Here is a 17,527-nt window from a genome sequence, read left to right as displayed (position 1 = left end):
TGTCAATAGGAGACTTCGGATGGTTCAATTGATATGTTCAGATAAGGTTCGTGATAAATTAAGGCAAGAATTGATCAAGTATCAGATCGAAGTGTCGCAGGATAGCAGCATTGCGCTCGTAGAACAAGGTCATGATCTGCCCAAGGAGAAGCTTAGTATTGTCTTCGATGCGCTGGATTATATGGATGTAATCAAACTGCTAGTGTCCGGTATTCGTGAAGATCATCAGATCAGGAATACACTAACCGGTTTTATGGACAATAAATTTGCGGTCATCGATCCAACAAATATCCTCTATGTAGAAGCAGGATCGGAGGGGATTATGGCCCATACGAGCACAAATCATTATAGTATCAAAGAGACCTTGCAGTATTATGAGAACCTCTGGGCTGTAAAAGGATTTGTGCGAATTAATAAATCCCAGCTCGTGAATTTGCTGCATGTCAAAGAGATTACTCCTTGGTTTAACTCCAGATATGTCATTCGTATGGACAATAATACAGAACTGGAAGTATCAAAGATGTTCTCGAAGAAGCTTAGGAATACACTTAAAATATAGGAGAATCCCGATGGAAAAGATTCATTATGCAAACATTATAAAGTCATTTTTTCTAGGCCTCTTCATGGGTGTGATCCTCCAGTTTCTAGACACATCAGATACAGCGTTCACCTATAGAGCGATGATCGTATTGGCAAGCGGAAGTATTGGGTTCATTATCGGGTTCATTACGGAATGGGTTACAGCTCTTCTTCCGATCCAAATTGCAAACCCCCGAACTTATTTTTTTATAAACAATCTGATAGCCCTGCTGGTGACGGCATGCATAATGATTACTTTTTACGTGTTAAGCAGAGGCGAAATAGAGAGCAGAGGAGAGTTTACCTCGACCCTGCTGATTGTGCTCGGCATCATTTGTATGGCGAATGTAATGGATTATTTAATGTACCGACGAGCGCAGAGAAGGTTGGAGAGATTCAAGAGTGAGGTTAAGAGAAATAACCTGTAGCTGAGAAGTGTTATATCATATAAAGCACATGGATCGACAGCCCATTTTAAAGAATATCTAGTGGGTTGATTATTGTATTGAGCAATGCAACAAAACAGCAGCTTTTTGGCTGCTGTTTTTTACTTTCTATCTGGATCTATGTGTATCTATGTGTTAAACTGCCTTTTCAATCTCACCTAAGACCACGCCATCTTTTGCCGATCTCGCTCTGTTGATGGTATACAATATGAGTCCTAACGCAATCCAACTGGTCCCGAGCAGGAGAGACGAAAGCTCGAGCAAGGTGATCAGATAGAATACAAATCCAGCACCAATAAGCGGGAATGCAAGGCGGAATACGAGGTCTTTAGGTTCTCGCTGCTTATTCCGGATTATGTAATGAAATATGACAGATAAGTTTACGAACAGAAATGCGGTCAGTGCTCCGAAGCTGACAAACATGATGGCAGTTTCAAGACGGATAAACATAGCGAACAAGGAAATGATGCTGACGAGTACGATGTTAAACACCGGAGTCCGGAATTTGGGATGAATGGAGCTGAATTTGCTCGGAAGCAGGGAGGATCTGCCCATGACCAAGAGAAGGCGTGACACCGTAGTCATGGAGGCCATTCCTTGCGCAAGTATGGAAAAGATAATAACAAAAGTGAAAATCGATGCAAGTAAACCCCCGCCAATCATCTGCATGAGTTCGAATCCGGCAGCGTCGATATGACTAAATGTGAGGGAGGGATATAGCTGCTGAATGAGGTATGCTGTCACAAAATACATGATTCCTGCAGCGATCACAATAATCATGATGGCACGAGGAATGGTCTTCTTGGGGTCTTTGGTTTCTTCCGCCATTGTTGTAATCGAATCGAAGCCAAGAAATGAAAAGCAGACAAGGGAAGCACCGGCCAAAATAGAGGAGAAAGAAACTCCACTCGTGCTGCTCAAAGGATTCAATCCGGCAGTAAATCCTTCAGTTACTGCTTTGTAGGCAAGAAATGCGCAAAAGCTGGCGATAAACAAAATTTGCATCATGACAAAAATCTTATTTATGTTGGCAGAGGTCTTTATCCCGATTATATTAATGGTCATGACGACAAGCGTCAGCAGGGTGATCCATGCATAAGAGGGTACAGTCGGGAACTGGGCATGAAGATTAATGCCAAACATCAGAACGGCGACAATACAGGAGAACAAGTAATCCAGCAATATGACCCAGCCGACGATGAAGCCCATAAAAGGGTTCATTGCTTTACTTACATAGGTATAGGCAGAACCGGATACAGGAAACGCCCTTGCCATCTGACCATAGCTTGCTGCTGTAAATAAAATCGCTGCAAAGGCCAGAACATAGGCTGCCAGCAGCATCCCTCCTGAACCTTCATGAAGCACGCCGAAGCTTGTAAAGAAAATCATGGGGGACATCCAGGCAAGTCCCATGGTCACAACATGAGTGAGTGATAGATCTCTTTTAAGTGTTATGGTTTCTGACATATACATCCTCCTCCAATTGCTCATTTCTCTGTTAATTCGTTCATGTCATTTCTTCTCACATTGTTTCAGGGTTTTTTTCAAAAATCAAGCATTATTTTTGATACATATGGGATCATAAGTTCTGTTTTGTTGAAAAATACATAAAGAATAGTGCTTTAATGCAAATAAATTAGTGGAATTCCGTGATAATTTGGAAATACATATTGCATTATCGGATAATTAGAGTTAGTATTTATGACATCAACAATTACATACCAAAGTTTTCTAGGGTTCCGGGTCGTATACACGGCTGGCTGGTCCGAGAGAAAACGCATCAGTGGTTATCCACTGATGTACACGGCGGGAAAAAAGCCCGGGAGAATCCATCAAAGTGTTCTTTGATGTTTCTCCCGGGCTTTTTTATATTTATTTGCACATTGGAGGAATGAGATCATGACAGCATTATTCTCAATTACAGTAGAGCCGGGCGGCAAATGGTCAGCTTATGTGGGCAGAGGTAAATCCATTACCTTTACAGCGCAAAGTGACAGGGCCAATCTGACTACATTATTGTTTCACGCACCTTATCCATCGGAAAGATACAATATGCCAGATACACTGAAAGCTCAGCATACTGCATTTTTGACACAAGGACATGTGTTAATGAGTGATCAGGGCAGAGTACTGGCCTCGATTACTGCGGATTCGGTTGGTTGGCATGATCCGCTCTCCGGATATACAACAAAGCAAATGACGGATGACAAGTATGGTGTCACAAATTATCAGAAGGATTGGAACCAGCGGCTGAGAAATGGGGAAGAGAATTTAATTGTGGAAATGTACAGACATCATCTGTCTCCGCGGGACTTGAGTACACCCATCAACTTCTTCTCGAAAGTTATCTGTGAGCTGGATGGAACGATGAAGTATGTCTCTCAATCCACGGCAGGTAGATCGGTGACCCTTCGAACGGAAATGGATGTGCTGCTGGTCTTGTCTAACACGCCTAATCCATTAGATCCTACGACAGAGTATCCTGCATCGAGTGTTCAAGTGGATGTCGCGGATGCGGCGCCTGTTACTGAAACCGATCCATGTGTAACGCATTGTGATGAGAACAGACGAGCGTTTGAGAATACCTGGAATGCTTACGCATTGATGAAGGGAGCGAACGAATGATGAGTACAATGAATTCTGTAACAAGCGGTCTCAAGGCAGAAGATGCTGTGTATAAACAGATCATTCCGGCAGGCGAAGGCTGGCTCTATGATCTGAAGCAGGGGCAGGTGCTGCGAATCGTAGATGTGGAAGGCAATCAGGCAGTGGACACTCTTTTTTATTCAAGCGAGAATCCAACCGATCATTATAGTGCTGTACGCACCATATCAAATCAGGGCAATATCTATCTAACAACAGGCTCCACATTACTGGCAGAATCCGGACTGGAGCTGCTTCGCATTACGGCTGATACTTGCGGCAGACATGATACGATCGGAGGAGCTTGTTCGGCGCAGAGCAATACCGTACGTTACGCACACGACAAGCTTCCGATGCATAACTGCAGAGACACCTTCATGCTGATGTTATCTGAGCGTAATGAGTACACCAAGCGGGATCTGGCTCCTAACGTAAACTTCTTTATGAACGTACCTGTTACACCGGAAGGTGAGCTGACTTTTGCAGATGGAATCTCTGGTCCAGGGCGATATGTAGAGCTCATTGCTCTTGTGCCGGTGACTGTGCTGATCAGCAATTGTCCGCAGCTGAACAATCCTTGCAATGGCTATAATCCTACTCCGGCAGAGGTTCTGATCTGGGAAGCGAAAGGGGAGCAATTCGATGTTTAAAAAAGTACTTGTTGCCAATCGCGGTGCTATCGCGGTTCGAATTATTCGCACATTGAAAAAGATGGGGATTTCATCTGTGGCTGTGTATACGAAGGCCGATCGAGACAGTCTTCATGTCGAGCACGCGGATGAAGCGGTTCTTATCGGGGATGGACCCGCTAAGGAGAGTTATGTGAATGCAGAGCTCATATTAAAAACGGCTCTGGAGTCAGGCGCGGATGCTATTCATCCGGGATATGGGTTCCTGAGTGAGAATGCGTCCTTTGCGCAAGCCTGTGCGGATCATGGAATTGTCTTTATCGGGCCATCTGCAGAGCATATTGAGCTCTTTGGTCTAAAGCATACTGCACGTGCCATGGCAGAGAAAGCGGGTGTTCCGCTTCTTCCGGGAACCGGGCTGATCGATACCGTTGAAGCAGCTATACAGCAGGCAGCAGCGATCGGATATCCTGTCATGCTGAAATCAACTGCAGGCGGTGGAGGAATCGGAATGCGGATCTGTGAGGATGAGACTGTGCTCCGAGCGGCCTTTGATTCGGTAACTCGCCTCGCGATAAGCAACTTTAATGATGGCGGCGTTTTTCTCGAGAAGTATATTGCAAGAGCACGTCATGTGGAGGTACAGATCTTCGGCAGCTCGAACGGTGAAGCTGCTGCCCTTGGCGAACGAGATTGCTCTGTACAGAGACGGAATCAAAAAATTATTGAGGAAACACCGGCACCTCAGCTTCCAGATCATGTGCGGTCAGCGATGCTGAACAGTTCACGGAGGCTTGCTATGACGGCAGGTTATCGGAATGCGGGTACGGTTGAATTTTTGTACGATCCAGAGCATGAACAATATTATTTTCTCGAAGTGAACACACGTCTTCAGGTAGAACACGGCGTCACGGAAGAAGTGCTGGGTATAGATCTGGTGGAATGGATGGTAAAAGAGGCGGCGAATGAACTTGATATATTAAATACAGATATGCCTCAGTCCAAGGGCCACAGCCTTCAGGTTCGTTTATATGCCGAGGATTGTGTCCATGATTTTCGTCCAAGTGATGGCCGAATTGATGCGATTCACTGGCCGGAGGGTGTACGTGTGGAATCCTGGATTCAAAAAGGGGTGGAGATCACGACCCTATATGATCCGATGCTGGCCAAGTTGATCGTCCATGCGGATACCAGATCTGAAGCCATTGCGAGAATGATAGAGGCTTTACAACGTCTTCGTATTTATGGAATCACTACAAATCAATCTTATATTGAGGCATTCCTCCAAACCGAGCTCTTTCAAAAAGGTGAAGTATACACCCGTATGCTTGGAGGTTTCATGCCTGAAGAACGTGCGATCGAAGTGCTGGGCGGCGGTGTGCAGACGACGGTACAGGATGTTCCGGGAAGAACGGGATATTGGGATATCGGCGTTCCGCCTTCAGGACCGATGGACCGTCTTGCTTTTCGGATCGGCAACAAGCTCCTTGGTAACAAGGAGGAAGCGCCAGGTCTTGAACTGACCCTTCGAGGTGGAGAATATCTGTTCAGAGAGAAGATTACATTCTGTATCACGGGTGCAGATATGGGGGCAGAACTAAATGGTGTGCCTATAGAATTGTATACACCGACGGTAGCACCTGCAGGTGCCATCCTTAAGTTTGGTGAAGCTAAGCAGGGGATGCGAGCTTATCTGCTCGTAGCAGGCGGTCTTGATATGCCTCTCACATTAGGTAGTGCATCGACCTTTACACTAGGCGGCTTCGGAGGACATACGGGGAGCGCTCTGAGAGCCGGCGCTGTTATTCGTGTATCCAGCCAGACCGATGGAGGAACGCTGCAGCCACTTGCTGAAGGTTCGCGTCCGATATACACAAGAGAATGGACCATTGGAGTTATACCGGGACCGCATTGTACGTCAGAGTATCTGCTTCCTGCATATTTGGACCAGCTCACTGAAACAGAGTGGGAGGTTCATTTTAACAGCTCAAGAACAGGTGTGAGATTGATAGGCCCTGCGCCGCTGTGGGCGAGAGAGGACGGGGGAGATGCAGGTCTGCATCCTTCGAATATCCATGACAATGCTTATGCGGTTGGTGCACTGGATCTAACGGGTGATATGCCTATATTACTCGGACCGGATGGCCCAAGTCTAGGTGGATTCGTCTGCCCGGTAACAACGGCATCAGCTGAGCTGTGGAAGATCGGCCAATTAAGTCCAGGGGATAAGGTGCGATTCCAGCTGATTACGATAGAAGAAGCAGAGCAGCTAAGATATGAGCAGGAGCAGTACTTGAATTCTCTATCACGAGACTCCGTATTGCCATTGCTGCCAGAGCATTCTACGGGAGAATACATGCCTGTACTGGCATTTGATGAGGAGCATAGACGGTTTCCCATTACGGTCCGTTGTTCCGGGGATGAGAACATTTTGATTGAATATGGAGAGCGTGAGTTAAATCTTCTCTACCGCTTCCAGGTGTATGTGCTCATGCAAACACTGCAAGATAGCGGAGATATTCCTTATATTGAAATGACACCTGGCATTCGTTCCTTGCAGGTTCATCTGGATGCTTCAAGAATGACGGTCAAAGAAGCAGCAGCTCGAATCATGGAGATTGATCTGCAGCTTCCAGAATTAGAGTCAATTGAAGTGCCTTCTCGGATCGTGAAGCTTCCTCTATCCTGGGATGATCCGGCTACGAGGCTGGCCATTGAACGTTATCAGCAAAATGTTAGACCGGATGCACCATGGTGTCCGAGCAATCTTGAATTCATTCGTAGAATGAATGGACTTGGTTCCCTGGAGGAGGTTGCGGAGATTGTATTTAATGCTTCTTATCTGGTGATGGGACTTGGCGATGTTTACTTAGGAGCCCCTGTTGCCGTACCGCTAGATCCAAGACACCGGCTAGTCACGACCAAATATAATCCGGCGAGAACATGGACACCGGAGAATGCGGTAGGAATCGGTGGAGCTTACCTATGTGTATACGGTATGGAGGGCCCTGGAGGATATCAATTTGTCGGACGAACTGTTCAAATGTGGAATAAGTTCAGGGAAACAGACAATTTTGAACAAGGTAAGCCCTGGCTGCTTCGTTTCTTTGACCAGCTTCGCTTCTATCCCGTATCCGAGGACGAGCTCTTACAGATGAGAGAGGATTTCCCGAGAGGTGAGTTCAAAGTGGAGGTCGAGGAAACAACCTTTAAGCTTGGTGAATATTTGCACTGGCTCGAGAGCATCGAGAACGAATCAAGTGAATTCCGTCATCAGCAGCAATCGGCCTTCCAGGCAGAGAGAGCTTATTGGAAGGAGCTTGGTATTGCTGAGTATTTAGCTGAGCCTGAGGTCCATGCCTCATTTGGAGAGGAGGATCTGCCAGAAGGGAGTCTCGGAGTTAACAGCTCGATGTCGGGAAGTGTATGGAAGGTATTAGTGGAAGAAGGGCAGCAGGTTAAGAAAGGCGATACCATTATAATAGAAGAAAGTATGAAAATGGAGTTCCCACAGACGGCTCCATTTGACGGTATCATCTCATCTATTTACGTAACCTCCGGTGATCAGGTTCGCTCCGGCGACTGTATTGCTGCGATTACACCGGTTGAACAGGAGGCGACAGCATCATGACATGGAATGCCGTACCGTTTAACATGACCTTGGAATCCTTACGTTCAGGGTATTTGAAACAGCAGTTTACACCGCTTGAGGTTATTGAGGTCATTATTCAAAGAGCGGAAGAAGACAAAGACAAAAATATATGGATATTGCCGCCTTCCATTGAACGGATATCTTCATATATACAGCAGCTGGAGGATTTAGATGTGGCGGAGTACCCTTTATGGGGAATCCCCTTTGCCATAAAGGACAATATCGAGGTTGCCGGCTGGCCTGTGACGGCAGGGTGTCCGGACTACTCCTATACTCCAGCTGAGCATAGCGAAGTCGTAGCGAGATTGATTGCAGCCGGGGCTGTTCCTGTCGGCAAGACGAATCTAGACCAATTTGCGACCGGTCTGGTCGGTACAAGAAGTCCCTATGGAGAAACACATAACGCACTGAGGATGGAATTGATTAGCGGCGGCTCCAGCTCAGGATCGGCTGTAGCTGCTGCACGGGGGCAATGTGCCTTTTCACTTGGAACAGATACGGCTGGATCGGGTAGAGTTCCAGCAGCATTAAATGGATTGGTAGGCTATAAGCCTGCTGTAGGTGCATGGCCGTCAGCAGGATTGATTCCGGCTTGCCGCAGTATTGATTGCATTACAGTGTTTGCGCATAGTGTTGAAGATGCTGAGAAGATCGATCATTTGGTTCGCGGAAAAAAAGAAGGTGATGCGTATTCCAGAGATCTTCCGCTTGGAAATGCTGTGCTTCCTGAGAAATGGCTGCTTCCCCGAGGAGAGCTTACCTTCTATGGCCCTTTTGCTGCTGCATACAAGAAAGCATGGGAGGAAGTAAGACACAGCATCACTTCATCCGGGCATCTAGTGGAGGAAGTCGATATTTCCATCTTGCAGGAAGCAGCAGCACTGCTCTATGAAGGACCCTTGGTCGCAGAGAGATGGTCTGATCTTCAGTCATTTATTGAAGCCAATACAGACTCTGCCTTCCCCGTAACAGAGCAAATTCTTAGATCTGGAGCCAGAGAAGATTTCACTGCTGCCGCTTTGTTCCGTGCACAGCATAGATTGGCTGAAATTAAAGAAATAACTAGAGGAATGATGACAAATTGCATCTTGATTCTTCCTACATGCGGAGGCACCTGGACACGTGAGCAGGTTCGTACCGATCCGATTCATACCAATAGTCAAATGGGACTCTATACGAATCATTGCAACCTATTGGATCTGAGTGCAGTTGCTATTCCAGCAGGGAAGGCAGAGGAGGATTTACCGTTTGGAATTACGTTGTTCTCACTTCCCGAAGAGGAATCAAGTATAGTCGAGGCAGCAAAATGGTATCAGCAGCAAGAGGATCACGTTACGATTGCCGTGTGTGGACTTCATATGAAAGGTATGCCGCTAGAGAAACAAATGACCGCACTTCGTGCCGAGTTTATTGAAGAGACCTATACCTCTTCACATTATCAGCTGTATAAGCTGGATACATTACCTCCGAAACCGGGTCTGGTTCGAGTGAATCATAACGGAGCGGCAATTCAGCTTGAGCTGTGGAAAATGCCTGTGGCCTCGTTCGGTCGGTTTACAGCTTCTATTCCTTCACCCCTTGGAATCAGTAAGATTGAACTTGAGGATGGGAGGTGGGTATCTGGATTCATATGTGAATCAGCAGCAGTTCAACATGCACTGAATATAACGGCTTCCGGCGGCTGGAGAAATGCTGTCGTTCATAACTAACCTGATGTATTGATAATAATGGTCCATACTCATGATTATTTTATGAGTATGGACCATTTTCATAATGATTATTACGATTGATGCGTCTTCATTGTTATAAATTGTAAATAAATATTTATTGAATTTTATTATGAAGTGTGTATAATTCTAACCATAAGTTAATAACCAAATGTTATCTAGGGTTCCGCGATGATGTATCGGCTGGTCCGAGAGATAACTCACAGCCTTACGGCTGTGTCACGGAGGGATAAAAGCCTGGGAGATAAACTGTCTGAATGACAGTTTGTTTCCCAGGCTTTTTCATATTTTAGCTGCATTTGAAAAATAATACATGCAGTGTAATTTTAAAAAGGAGTGTGATACACATGAACAAAACGTGGTTGTCTGTTATTATCGCCGCAGTGTTCGAAGTAGGTTGGGTTATTGGTCTAAAGCATGCGAGTGGGATCCTCGAATGGGGGGCTACCGTGATTGCCATCATCGTAAGTTTTACCTTGATGATCAGAGCTTCCCGCTTCCTGCCAGTAGGTACGGTATACGCCGTATTCGTTGGATTGGGCACCGCAGGTACAGTGCTGGCTGAAATTATACTGTTCGGCTCTCCTGTGCAACTGGAGAAGATGGCGCTGATTGTATTGCTGCTGCTAGGTGTCATTGGACTTAAAATGCTGAGTAAAGAAAAGAAGGAGGCAGCGTAAATCATGGATTGGTTTTATCTTATATTAGCGGGTCTCTTCGAAATGTTCGGTGTTCTTATGATTAACAAGCTGAACAAAGATCGGAATGTCGTCTCATTTCTACTGCTGGTCGCTGGATTTGGACTGAGCTTCTTGTTCTTATCTCTTGCTATGAAAACTCTGCCGATGGGAACAGCATATGCGGTATGGACAGGAATAGGGGCATCGGGTGGAGCCATTTTGGGTATGATTTTTTACGGTGAGCCAAGGAATATTTTAAGAATTGTGTTCATTGCCATGGTACTGGGATCAGCAGTTGGATTAAAGCTAGTCAGCTGACCCGATTTCAGATATTGATCTAGAAGCGGCCCGTTCTTGGGTCGCTTAATTTTTGTACCTATTAGGGCTTGAAGGGCTTGAAACCGAATCAACATATAATTATTTCAACATATGAAAAATTCAAAATAATAAAATCCAATATATTTATAACATTCGCACGTTACCACACTGACAACGAATCTACGTCCATTAATTGAAAAAGGGATTGCACAAGGTCTAGATAAAATGAAACTGTAATTTTGCAGCGAAGTACGTAAGTTTACATAATATTTACTATGTGTCTACTCACGAAGCTGCAATAATGTACTATAGGCTCAGTAATCCAAGATGTATGATATGAGGACCACATATGGAGAGAGGTTCTTATGAATATGACATCTTTTCTGATCTATTGCATCATCGCGACATTTACTCCGGGTCCTACCAATATCGTCATTATGTCGACGGTACAGCAATACGGAACCAAAAGAGCAATCCAAGATACGTATGGGGCGACGATAGGTTTTGCCTTATTACTGCTCTTATCTGCTATATTAAATTCAGTGCTGACAACAATACTGCCTAAAATATTGATTGTCATGCAAATCATTGGAAGCTTGTATATGGTGTATCTTGCTTATCTGATCTGTATGAAGAAGTCATCTGACGCAGGTCCCAGGCAACTGGCTACGTTTTGGTCCGGCTTACTTATGCAATTTCTCAATCCTAAGGTAGTGCTGTTCACACTGACAGTTATACCGACTTTTATCATGCCCTATAATAACTCAGCAGCGGTAATGATGTTTGGTATTATGGTTATTACACTCGTAGGATTTGCGGCATTTATGACATGGGTTATATACGGAACCTTGTTTAAAGCATTTCTGCAGAAACATCAGAGGCTCGTTAACTTGATCATGGGGATCTGCCTCATGTATGCAGCATTCATGATATGGATATAAGCAAGTGAGGAGGTATGACGAATGGAACAGTTTATATATAAAAAATCAGCAGGCATTACAGTGTTATCAGCGAATATGACCGAGTTTAAATATAAAAAACATGCACATGAGGAGTATGCCATTGGTGTTACGTTGCGAGGTATACAGCATTATACTTTGGATGGAGGCTTACAATTATCGTATCCGAACGGGGTCATGATATTTAATCCGGAACAGGCTCATGACGGGATGGCTCATGATCATTCGGGACTGGAATATGTGATGCTCTATGTGGAGCCCCATTTATTTTTGGAGGCCGCTCATCAAAAAGATGTTGTACAGTTCTCACAGCCTATTGTGTATGATCGCATGCTAAAGCAGCAAATATTAAGCCTGTCTTATCACGTGTTAAATGAGAAGGATGAGGCACTGTGTAATGAATTGTTTCTCTCCCTTACAAATCGTCTATTTCAAGTCGATTCTATCGCTATCGCTGATGCCAAACAAGACAACAGGTTCATCTCCATTGCAAAGGATATGCTTCGTGCCAATCTAGATCAGGTTCTCATGCTGGATGATATATGCAGGGAACTGGAGTGCTCCAAATTTCAGTTTATTCGGATGTTCAAAGCCCATACTGGCATTTCACCGTATCAATATTTTCTGAACTGTAAAGTAGAACGTGCGAAGCAGATCATTGAAGCGAGCAGAGATATTTATCTCGCCGTAGCTGCCTGCGGATTCGTTGATCTCACCCATTTGAACAGGCATTTCAAAAGTGTGTTATGGCTTAACCGCATATGAATATATGACTCATATACATAGGTGATGGCCCAATAACTATAGCTTAGCTTGAAAGCTGTGCATTAATGAACATGATCTATATGCGGTATATTCCTAGCCTTTTCTCTATTTCGATTGAAATTGCAGCAGGCACTTCACGCAGCTTAATATCCTTACCTAAGAAGAGCAGCCAATCTGTTATCTCAGTGAGCTCTTCCGGGTGATGAGTATTTACGAACATCTTAAGCAAGGCCGTGGTTTGATATGGATTCGTGTAGGATATGGAGACATGGAGCGGATGATATTTTTTATACTGCGTAATTGCCTTAGGACCAAGCTCAACAACAAGATTATTGACTTCCTCCTGCTTATTTAATTTCCCAAGGATTTTTTTCTTGCTTTCTCTTCTCTTCACAGGGTAGGTGACCACGTCGAGCAGATGATCGACAGGGATGATCTGCCTTTTTTCTTCTTCTAAATTAAACCCTTCGATTAGCCACACACTTTTCTCACGGTACAAATGCAAGAGATAAATAGGGTAGGATCTTATTTCCGTCGCTTCCTTAACGGTAACCAGCAAATAGCAATCGGCCAGCAATATTTGAATCAGCTTCTCTAATACAGGATGCGGCAGATCTGACAGATCAAGCAGGTCAGGATTGTGCGGATTCGTACCTTCAAATCGTAGTATTTGATTCAGAACAACAAGATCCTCCTGCAGGTTCTGGGAGAGGAGTCCGAGTAATTTTTCAGTTAAAGAGTGGCGGCTCTTTAGATAAGGAAGCTGTTGGTTTCTTGTAGCCATAAATGCAATAAATAGAGCTTTGATCTCATTATCAGTAAAGCGAACCGTAGGAAGCACGGAGTTATTCATTACAAAATAACCCCCGTCTCTTCCAACCTCCGCCACAAGCGGCATGCCCATGGCTTCAATCTCTCTAATGTCCCGAATCGCGGTTGAACGAGAAATATTAAATTCTCGCATGATTTCCGAAATCGTAAATTGGGCTCGGTTGTTGATATATCGCATGATGATGTTTATTCTTTCTACTTTTTTCATCCGGCACCTCTAAACAGTATCATTTTTTGACATGATTAAAGTTTATTATAAACCCATCAAGTGAAAACTCAAATTATAACAAAAAAAGAAGAGGAAGGTGCTTAACATGAGCAACTATGTAATCGAGGAAAAAGAAAGCTTTATCGTATTGGGAATTGGCACTGAGCTAAAGAGTGACTATACGGATTATGCTGGTATTCATAAGGAGAAGACGGAATTCTGGAGCACGATTGAGCAGGATGGCAGATTTGAACGTTTAAAATCAGTGGCCGAGAATGAGTATGTATTCGCTGTAAACGAAGCCGTAAATAACAAAATGATGTACTATGCAGGTGTAATGACAGAGGCAACGCTGCCAGAACAGACCCGAATCATCCAATTTCCTGAAGGTGAATATCTGGTTGTCAGAGGAGAAGCGAACACACCCGGAGAACTCAGCAGCATGCTCACAGGCATTGCCTTCGGTCAAGTATTGCCGGAAGTGAACGAAGTTGCTTATGTCGGAGGCCCTAATGCTACGGTTGAAATGGGAGAACGAGATGGCCATGTTTATGGAGAGATGTGGATTCCTGTCGTTAGAAAATAGATAAAGTGAGGTAGAATAAATGTCCTATATTGTAGACTATACCCGTGTGTCCAAAGCTGGCTTGGAGTCTTCAACCGCAGCTGAAGCGCTTGCCGGGCTGCGCGCCAATGAAGCTCGATATTTTATGAACAAGTATAAGCACGTGTTTACGGTGATCCCTGCCAGCGAGAGCCAAGACACACTGGATTATGTGAACCGTATATTGCGTGAAGAACGTGACATTCGCTTTGCAGCTAAGCCTTTGGAAACCTCGCGATTCCAGGTGGAAAATATGAAGTTTGCTTATGTATTTTACGACAACGGTCTTTCGGTCAATGTAATGTATGCAGTCGATAATCCCAAGAAGCGTGCGGTTGGATTCAAGCTGTCGGAAGGAATTGAAGTGCCAGAGGAGCTGGAAGGGAAGTTCAAGTTCGCGAGGCAAAAATCGAAACTAGCCGGCACGATTCGCGGATCATTCTTTGTCATCAAGGGACAATATGAGATAGAGAATATGTAAGGTACAACATAAGCTCAGCTCAGCTCAAAGTCTGCTTGCTTGCAGGCAATTGGGTCTGGGCTGTTTCTTTTTATTTTGGATTTGATAGGTGTTTAATGATTTTACAATAAGCGTAGTTTAATAAAACATTCTACATACAAATCATCGTTATGATGAATTCATAGCACTTACATACAAGTTGCATACAAAATTAAACTTAAGAGGTGTATGATCATGTCGATGATATTAGAGCATTATCCGAATAACCGTGTACTTCCGTTTGAAGGGGTATTGAACTTCCGTGATATGGGTGGATATGAGAGCATGGACGGCAGGAAGGTGAAATATGGTCTGTTTTTCAGATCGGCGGAGCTTACCGGAATGACTGCTAAGGATGTAGAGCTGTTTACATCACTTGGTATCAAGACGATTTTTGATTATCGAACAGATAAGGAAGCAGAGCAGAAGCCCGATCCCTTGTTTCCAGGAGTATCTAATCTGCGGTTTACGGTATTGGAACAAGAGGTTCCTGTAGATGATAAAGAAACTTATCATGCAAGCTATCTAAAGAGCATGACACCGGAAGCTCTGAAAGCGATGTATATTCAGATGGCAATCAAGAATGAATCCTACCGAAATCTGATGACGACGATCATGAACACAGACAATCTGGGTATTCTTCATCACTGCGCAGGTGGACGTGACAGAACCGGTGTGGGCGGAGCACTCATCCTGCTGGCACTAGGTGTCCCTGAAGAAACGATTATCGAGGACTACCTGATCTCTAATACCACGCTTATTCCTATGAATAATAAGATGAGAGAACAGCTTGCCTTCGTCCTATCGCCAGAAGAAGTCGATGAGGTCATTGCCAATCTTGAGCTTCGCCGGGAATTTATGGAGGCTGTATTTGCAACGATCAAGAATAGCTATGGCACCATTGAGGCATTCCTGGAACAAGAATTTGGTATGACAGCAGAGCTGCGAGCACAGCTGCAAGATTTCTGCCTAGAGTAAACGATTAGAACCATTCGTAGAAAAAGATTCGTATAACAGCTCAATTCCAGTTCACTGCGGTTCAAGCAGTTAAACGGATTTGAGCTGTTTCTCATTTTTTATATGGGGTCCATTCGATAGCTAGTACGCTTATCCTCAGTATCATCATGTAATCTGCGCAGTCGGTAAGCATTCATAGCGAATTCACGCAGCTCCTCAAGGATCGTATAGTTCGCCCAAGCCCCTGCAATAGCACCGATTCCAGGCACCATTTGCAGCATTTTTCGAAAATCAATCGCATCTCGGTATTCCTTCTGAAAGGACTCCCAGTCCATGTTCTTGGAATAGTCAGCGTCAGAGACCCATTGTTCCTTCTCGATATGCCAATGCTTGATGGAATCGAGCAGATTGGCACGGTTCTCAGCACCCGAATAAGTCATCTGAAATACCTTGAGAATAAATATTTTCTCGGAGAACTGCTTGGTGTCATAACCGTAAACATGCGCGGTTTCGAACAAATACTTCATTTTGATGCCGATAAGAGCTGGAAAATCCACCATACTGAACATGATTCCGCCTGCACCGGTTCCAGCACCTTCAGCTACCGCGATTTTTTGGTAGAGCGTAAACAGCTCCTTGGCTTCCTCATCTGCAGTCTCTAGATCCAAACCATGCTGAACCGAGCGTCTCGGAGTATATTCTGCACCAAATAATGCTGTACGAACAATGGATTTGATGGTAGTCGTTATAACGGTGTGCACCTTCGGGGGGATGATGTGGTTAATTCGAGTGCCGATCGTTTTCGATGTTTTTTCGAGCCATCCCGGTGGTTTAAAGAGCTGGCGTTCCCAATCTTCCACTTCTTTCTGAAGTTTAAGCTCATAATTCATTCATGATCGCTCCTCTAAAAGTCTTGCCTATATTTTAATGGATAATCCGCTGCAGCGTAAACAGACCATAGCAGGTTCGTATGCTCGACTTAAGTCCAGTATCGTACGGCATAGCTCCTACTAATACTTGTCTTGACCATATTTGTTGCTCCCATGCGTTTATCCGGTTATAATTTTGTTACATTATTTGAATTGGGGGTTATACCGTGGCAATGTTGGCAGCAGTGCTGGATTGCTCGTTCGCTAGAACGCCTTACGCAAAGCCTGAATGGGGCGAGCTTTGTGTAGGGCGCAATCATAATCGTAGCTAGACCGCCCTTGTTATCGATATGCCTTGCCCGCATTCGGCTTTGCACCTTATTCATTCACTACTATATAATAAGGGGCTCAAGACGATGCAAACACCATTTATTCAGAATCATCAATATAATGAAATTAAGAAACAAGCAAACTTCCTGTTGAAAACGTTACGTACGATTGCCGATCGGAAGGTGCTGGATACGGTCAGAAGTACAACAGTGAGCAACGCAATTGCGGCTTTTAACGAATTGAACGTTGAAGAGCGTCATCTTTTGGAGCAATTGTCTAACCACGAGGTGCCACATGAGCTGCAGAATTATTTGGATAGCCTGGAAGCCTATATTGTGCCATTTCCACATGTGACACAGAAGCAGATACAGAAGTTGTTTCCGAAAGTGAAGAAGCTCAAAGTACCGGATCTGGAAATGATCGATTACAACCATACCACTTACTTGAGATGGATTGATATCGCTACGAACCGCTTGTTTATCGTGTATCCTTATAAAGGACAATTAGTCGGTCTCGAAGGTTCAATCACACCGATAAACAAGAAGGGGTACTGTATGTTCTGTAACAGGCAGCATGAGCTTGGATTCTTCAATGTCAAGACAAAAAAAGGCGGATCGCAAGACAATTTCTCATCGATAGGCCAGTACGTTTGTATGGATGGGGAAGCATGTAACTATAACATTACAGATCCTTCTGTCTTAGAAAGATTTATTCATTCCACAGGAAAGTAAAGAAGAGAAACTGTAGCAAGAATTTATTAAAAAAGGTGGGGCAGACTACCAAATTAGTAGCTGCTCCACCTTTTTTATTATAGTATATTCGTTTGAGCTA

At 44.4% G+C, this 17,527-nt stretch carries 16 protein-coding genes, 1 pseudogene and 2 riboswitches; of the genes and pseudogenes, 14 read left to right on the top strand and 3 right to left on the bottom strand.

Annotated features, from left to right (window positions below; genetic code table 11):
* Positions 1-19 precede the first annotated feature (19 nt).
* Both PUW25_RS13925 and PUW25_RS13920 read left to right on the top strand, forming a co-directional pair.
* A complete protein-coding gene (locus PUW25_RS13925) occupies positions 20-559 on the top strand; it encodes a LytTR family DNA-binding domain-containing protein (protein ID WP_274338377.1) in 540 nt (179 codons plus the stop codon).
* A 10-nt stretch (positions 560-569) separates the two neighbouring features.
* Entirely contained in the window at positions 570-1,007 is a 438-nt protein-coding gene (locus tag PUW25_RS13920; RefSeq protein WP_274337218.1) for a hypothetical protein, read from the top strand.
* 153 nt (positions 1,008-1,160) lie between these two features.
* Here PUW25_RS13920 and PUW25_RS13915 read toward each other — a convergent pair whose 3' ends face one another.
* Positions 1,161-2,492 (bottom strand): APC family permease, encoded by a 1,332-nt coding sequence (locus tag PUW25_RS13915; RefSeq protein WP_274337217.1) that lies wholly within the window; start codon positions 2,490-2,492, stop codon positions 1,161-1,163.
* A 253-nt stretch (positions 2,493-2,745) separates the two neighbouring features.
* Positions 2,746-2,853, top strand: a riboswitch (guanidine-I (ykkC/yxkD leader).
* Positions 2,854-2,924: 71 nt separating this feature from the next.
* Between PUW25_RS13915 and PUW25_RS13910 the strand changes: the two genes are divergently transcribed.
* The 8 genes and pseudogenes from PUW25_RS13910 (at position 2,925) to PUW25_RS13875 (ending at position 12,423) form a co-directional block, all read left to right on the top strand.
* Positions 2,925-3,650 (top strand): urea amidolyase associated protein UAAP1, encoded by a 726-nt coding sequence (locus tag PUW25_RS13910; RefSeq protein ID WP_047910284.1) that lies wholly within the window; start codon positions 2,925-2,927, stop codon positions 3,648-3,650.
* Entirely contained in the window at positions 3,650-4,318 is a 669-nt protein-coding gene (locus PUW25_RS13905; RefSeq protein WP_047910283.1) for an urea amidolyase associated protein UAAP2, read from the top strand. Before PUW25_RS13910 ends, PUW25_RS13905 begins: the two co-directional genes overlap by 1 nt.
* Positions 4,311-7,928 (top strand): urea carboxylase, encoded by a 3,618-nt coding sequence (gene uca, locus PUW25_RS13900; protein WP_047910282.1) that lies wholly within the window; start codon positions 4,311-4,313, stop codon positions 7,926-7,928. The genes PUW25_RS13905 and uca overlap by 8 nt, the downstream gene beginning before the upstream one ends.
* Positions 7,925-9,658 (top strand): allophanate hydrolase, encoded by a 1,734-nt coding sequence (locus tag PUW25_RS13895; RefSeq protein WP_274337216.1) that lies wholly within the window; start codon positions 7,925-7,927, stop codon positions 9,656-9,658. The genes uca and PUW25_RS13895 overlap by 4 nt, the downstream gene beginning before the upstream one ends.
* A gap of 165 nt (positions 9,659-9,823) precedes the next feature.
* Positions 9,824-9,922: riboswitch (guanidine-I (ykkC/yxkD leader) on the top strand.
* 101 nt (positions 9,923-10,023) lie between these two features.
* Positions 10,024-10,356: a DMT family transporter gene (locus PUW25_RS13890; protein ID WP_047910280.1), complete on the top strand. Its 333-nt coding sequence runs from the start codon at positions 10,024-10,026 to the stop codon at positions 10,354-10,356.
* Between the two features lie 3 nt (positions 10,357-10,359).
* Complete coding sequence (locus PUW25_RS13885; protein WP_047910279.1) at positions 10,360-10,674, top strand: DMT family transporter; 315 nt, start codon at positions 10,360-10,362, stop codon at positions 10,672-10,674.
* Between the two features lie 365 nt (positions 10,675-11,039).
* On the top strand, positions 11,040-11,615 hold the full coding sequence (locus tag PUW25_RS13880; RefSeq protein ID WP_274337215.1) for a LysE family translocator: 576 nt from the start codon (positions 11,040-11,042) through the stop codon (positions 11,613-11,615).
* 21 nt (positions 11,616-11,636) lie between these two features.
* Positions 11,637-12,423: pseudogene (locus PUW25_RS13875) on the top strand (helix-turn-helix domain-containing protein).
* A 51-nt stretch (positions 12,424-12,474) separates the two neighbouring features.
* Here the strand turns inward: PUW25_RS13875 and PUW25_RS13870 are convergent.
* Complete coding sequence (locus PUW25_RS13870; protein ID WP_047910276.1) at positions 12,475-13,437, bottom strand: helix-turn-helix transcriptional regulator; 963 nt, start codon at positions 13,435-13,437, stop codon at positions 12,475-12,477.
* A gap of 106 nt (positions 13,438-13,543) precedes the next feature.
* Here PUW25_RS13870 and PUW25_RS13865 point away from each other — a divergent pair, with 106 nt between their 5' ends.
* From PUW25_RS13865 to PUW25_RS13855, 3 genes are all read left to right on the top strand, one after another.
* Complete coding sequence (locus PUW25_RS13865) at positions 13,544-14,023, top strand: GyrI-like domain-containing protein (protein ID WP_047910275.1); 480 nt, start codon at positions 13,544-13,546, stop codon at positions 14,021-14,023.
* A gap of 19 nt (positions 14,024-14,042) precedes the next feature.
* Positions 14,043-14,522 (top strand): phage tail protein, encoded by a 480-nt coding sequence (locus PUW25_RS13860; protein ID WP_274337214.1) that lies wholly within the window; start codon positions 14,043-14,045, stop codon positions 14,520-14,522.
* A gap of 213 nt (positions 14,523-14,735) precedes the next feature.
* Entirely contained in the window at positions 14,736-15,518 is a 783-nt protein-coding gene (locus tag PUW25_RS13855; protein WP_274337213.1) for a tyrosine-protein phosphatase, read from the top strand.
* A 98-nt stretch (positions 15,519-15,616) separates the two neighbouring features.
* Here the strand turns inward: PUW25_RS13855 and PUW25_RS13850 are convergent, their stop codons facing one another.
* Positions 15,617-16,387, bottom strand: coding sequence for an EcsC family protein (locus tag PUW25_RS13850; protein ID WP_274337212.1), 771 nt, complete (start codon positions 16,385-16,387; stop codon positions 15,617-15,619).
* Positions 16,388-16,782: 395 nt separating this feature from the next.
* On the opposite strand from PUW25_RS13850, the gene PUW25_RS13845 reads away from it, so the two are divergent.
* Positions 16,783-17,427, top strand: coding sequence for a FusB/FusC family EF-G-binding protein (locus tag PUW25_RS13845; protein ID WP_274337211.1), 645 nt, complete (start codon positions 16,783-16,785; stop codon positions 17,425-17,427).
* Positions 17,428-17,527: the final 100 nt, after the last annotated feature.

It is taken from the genome of Paenibacillus urinalis (genome assembly GCF_028747985.1).
GTDB classification, from domain to species: Bacteria; Bacillota; Bacilli; order Paenibacillales; family Paenibacillaceae; genus Paenibacillus; species Paenibacillus urinalis.
This window is presented reverse-complemented; position numbering and strand designations above follow the sequence as displayed.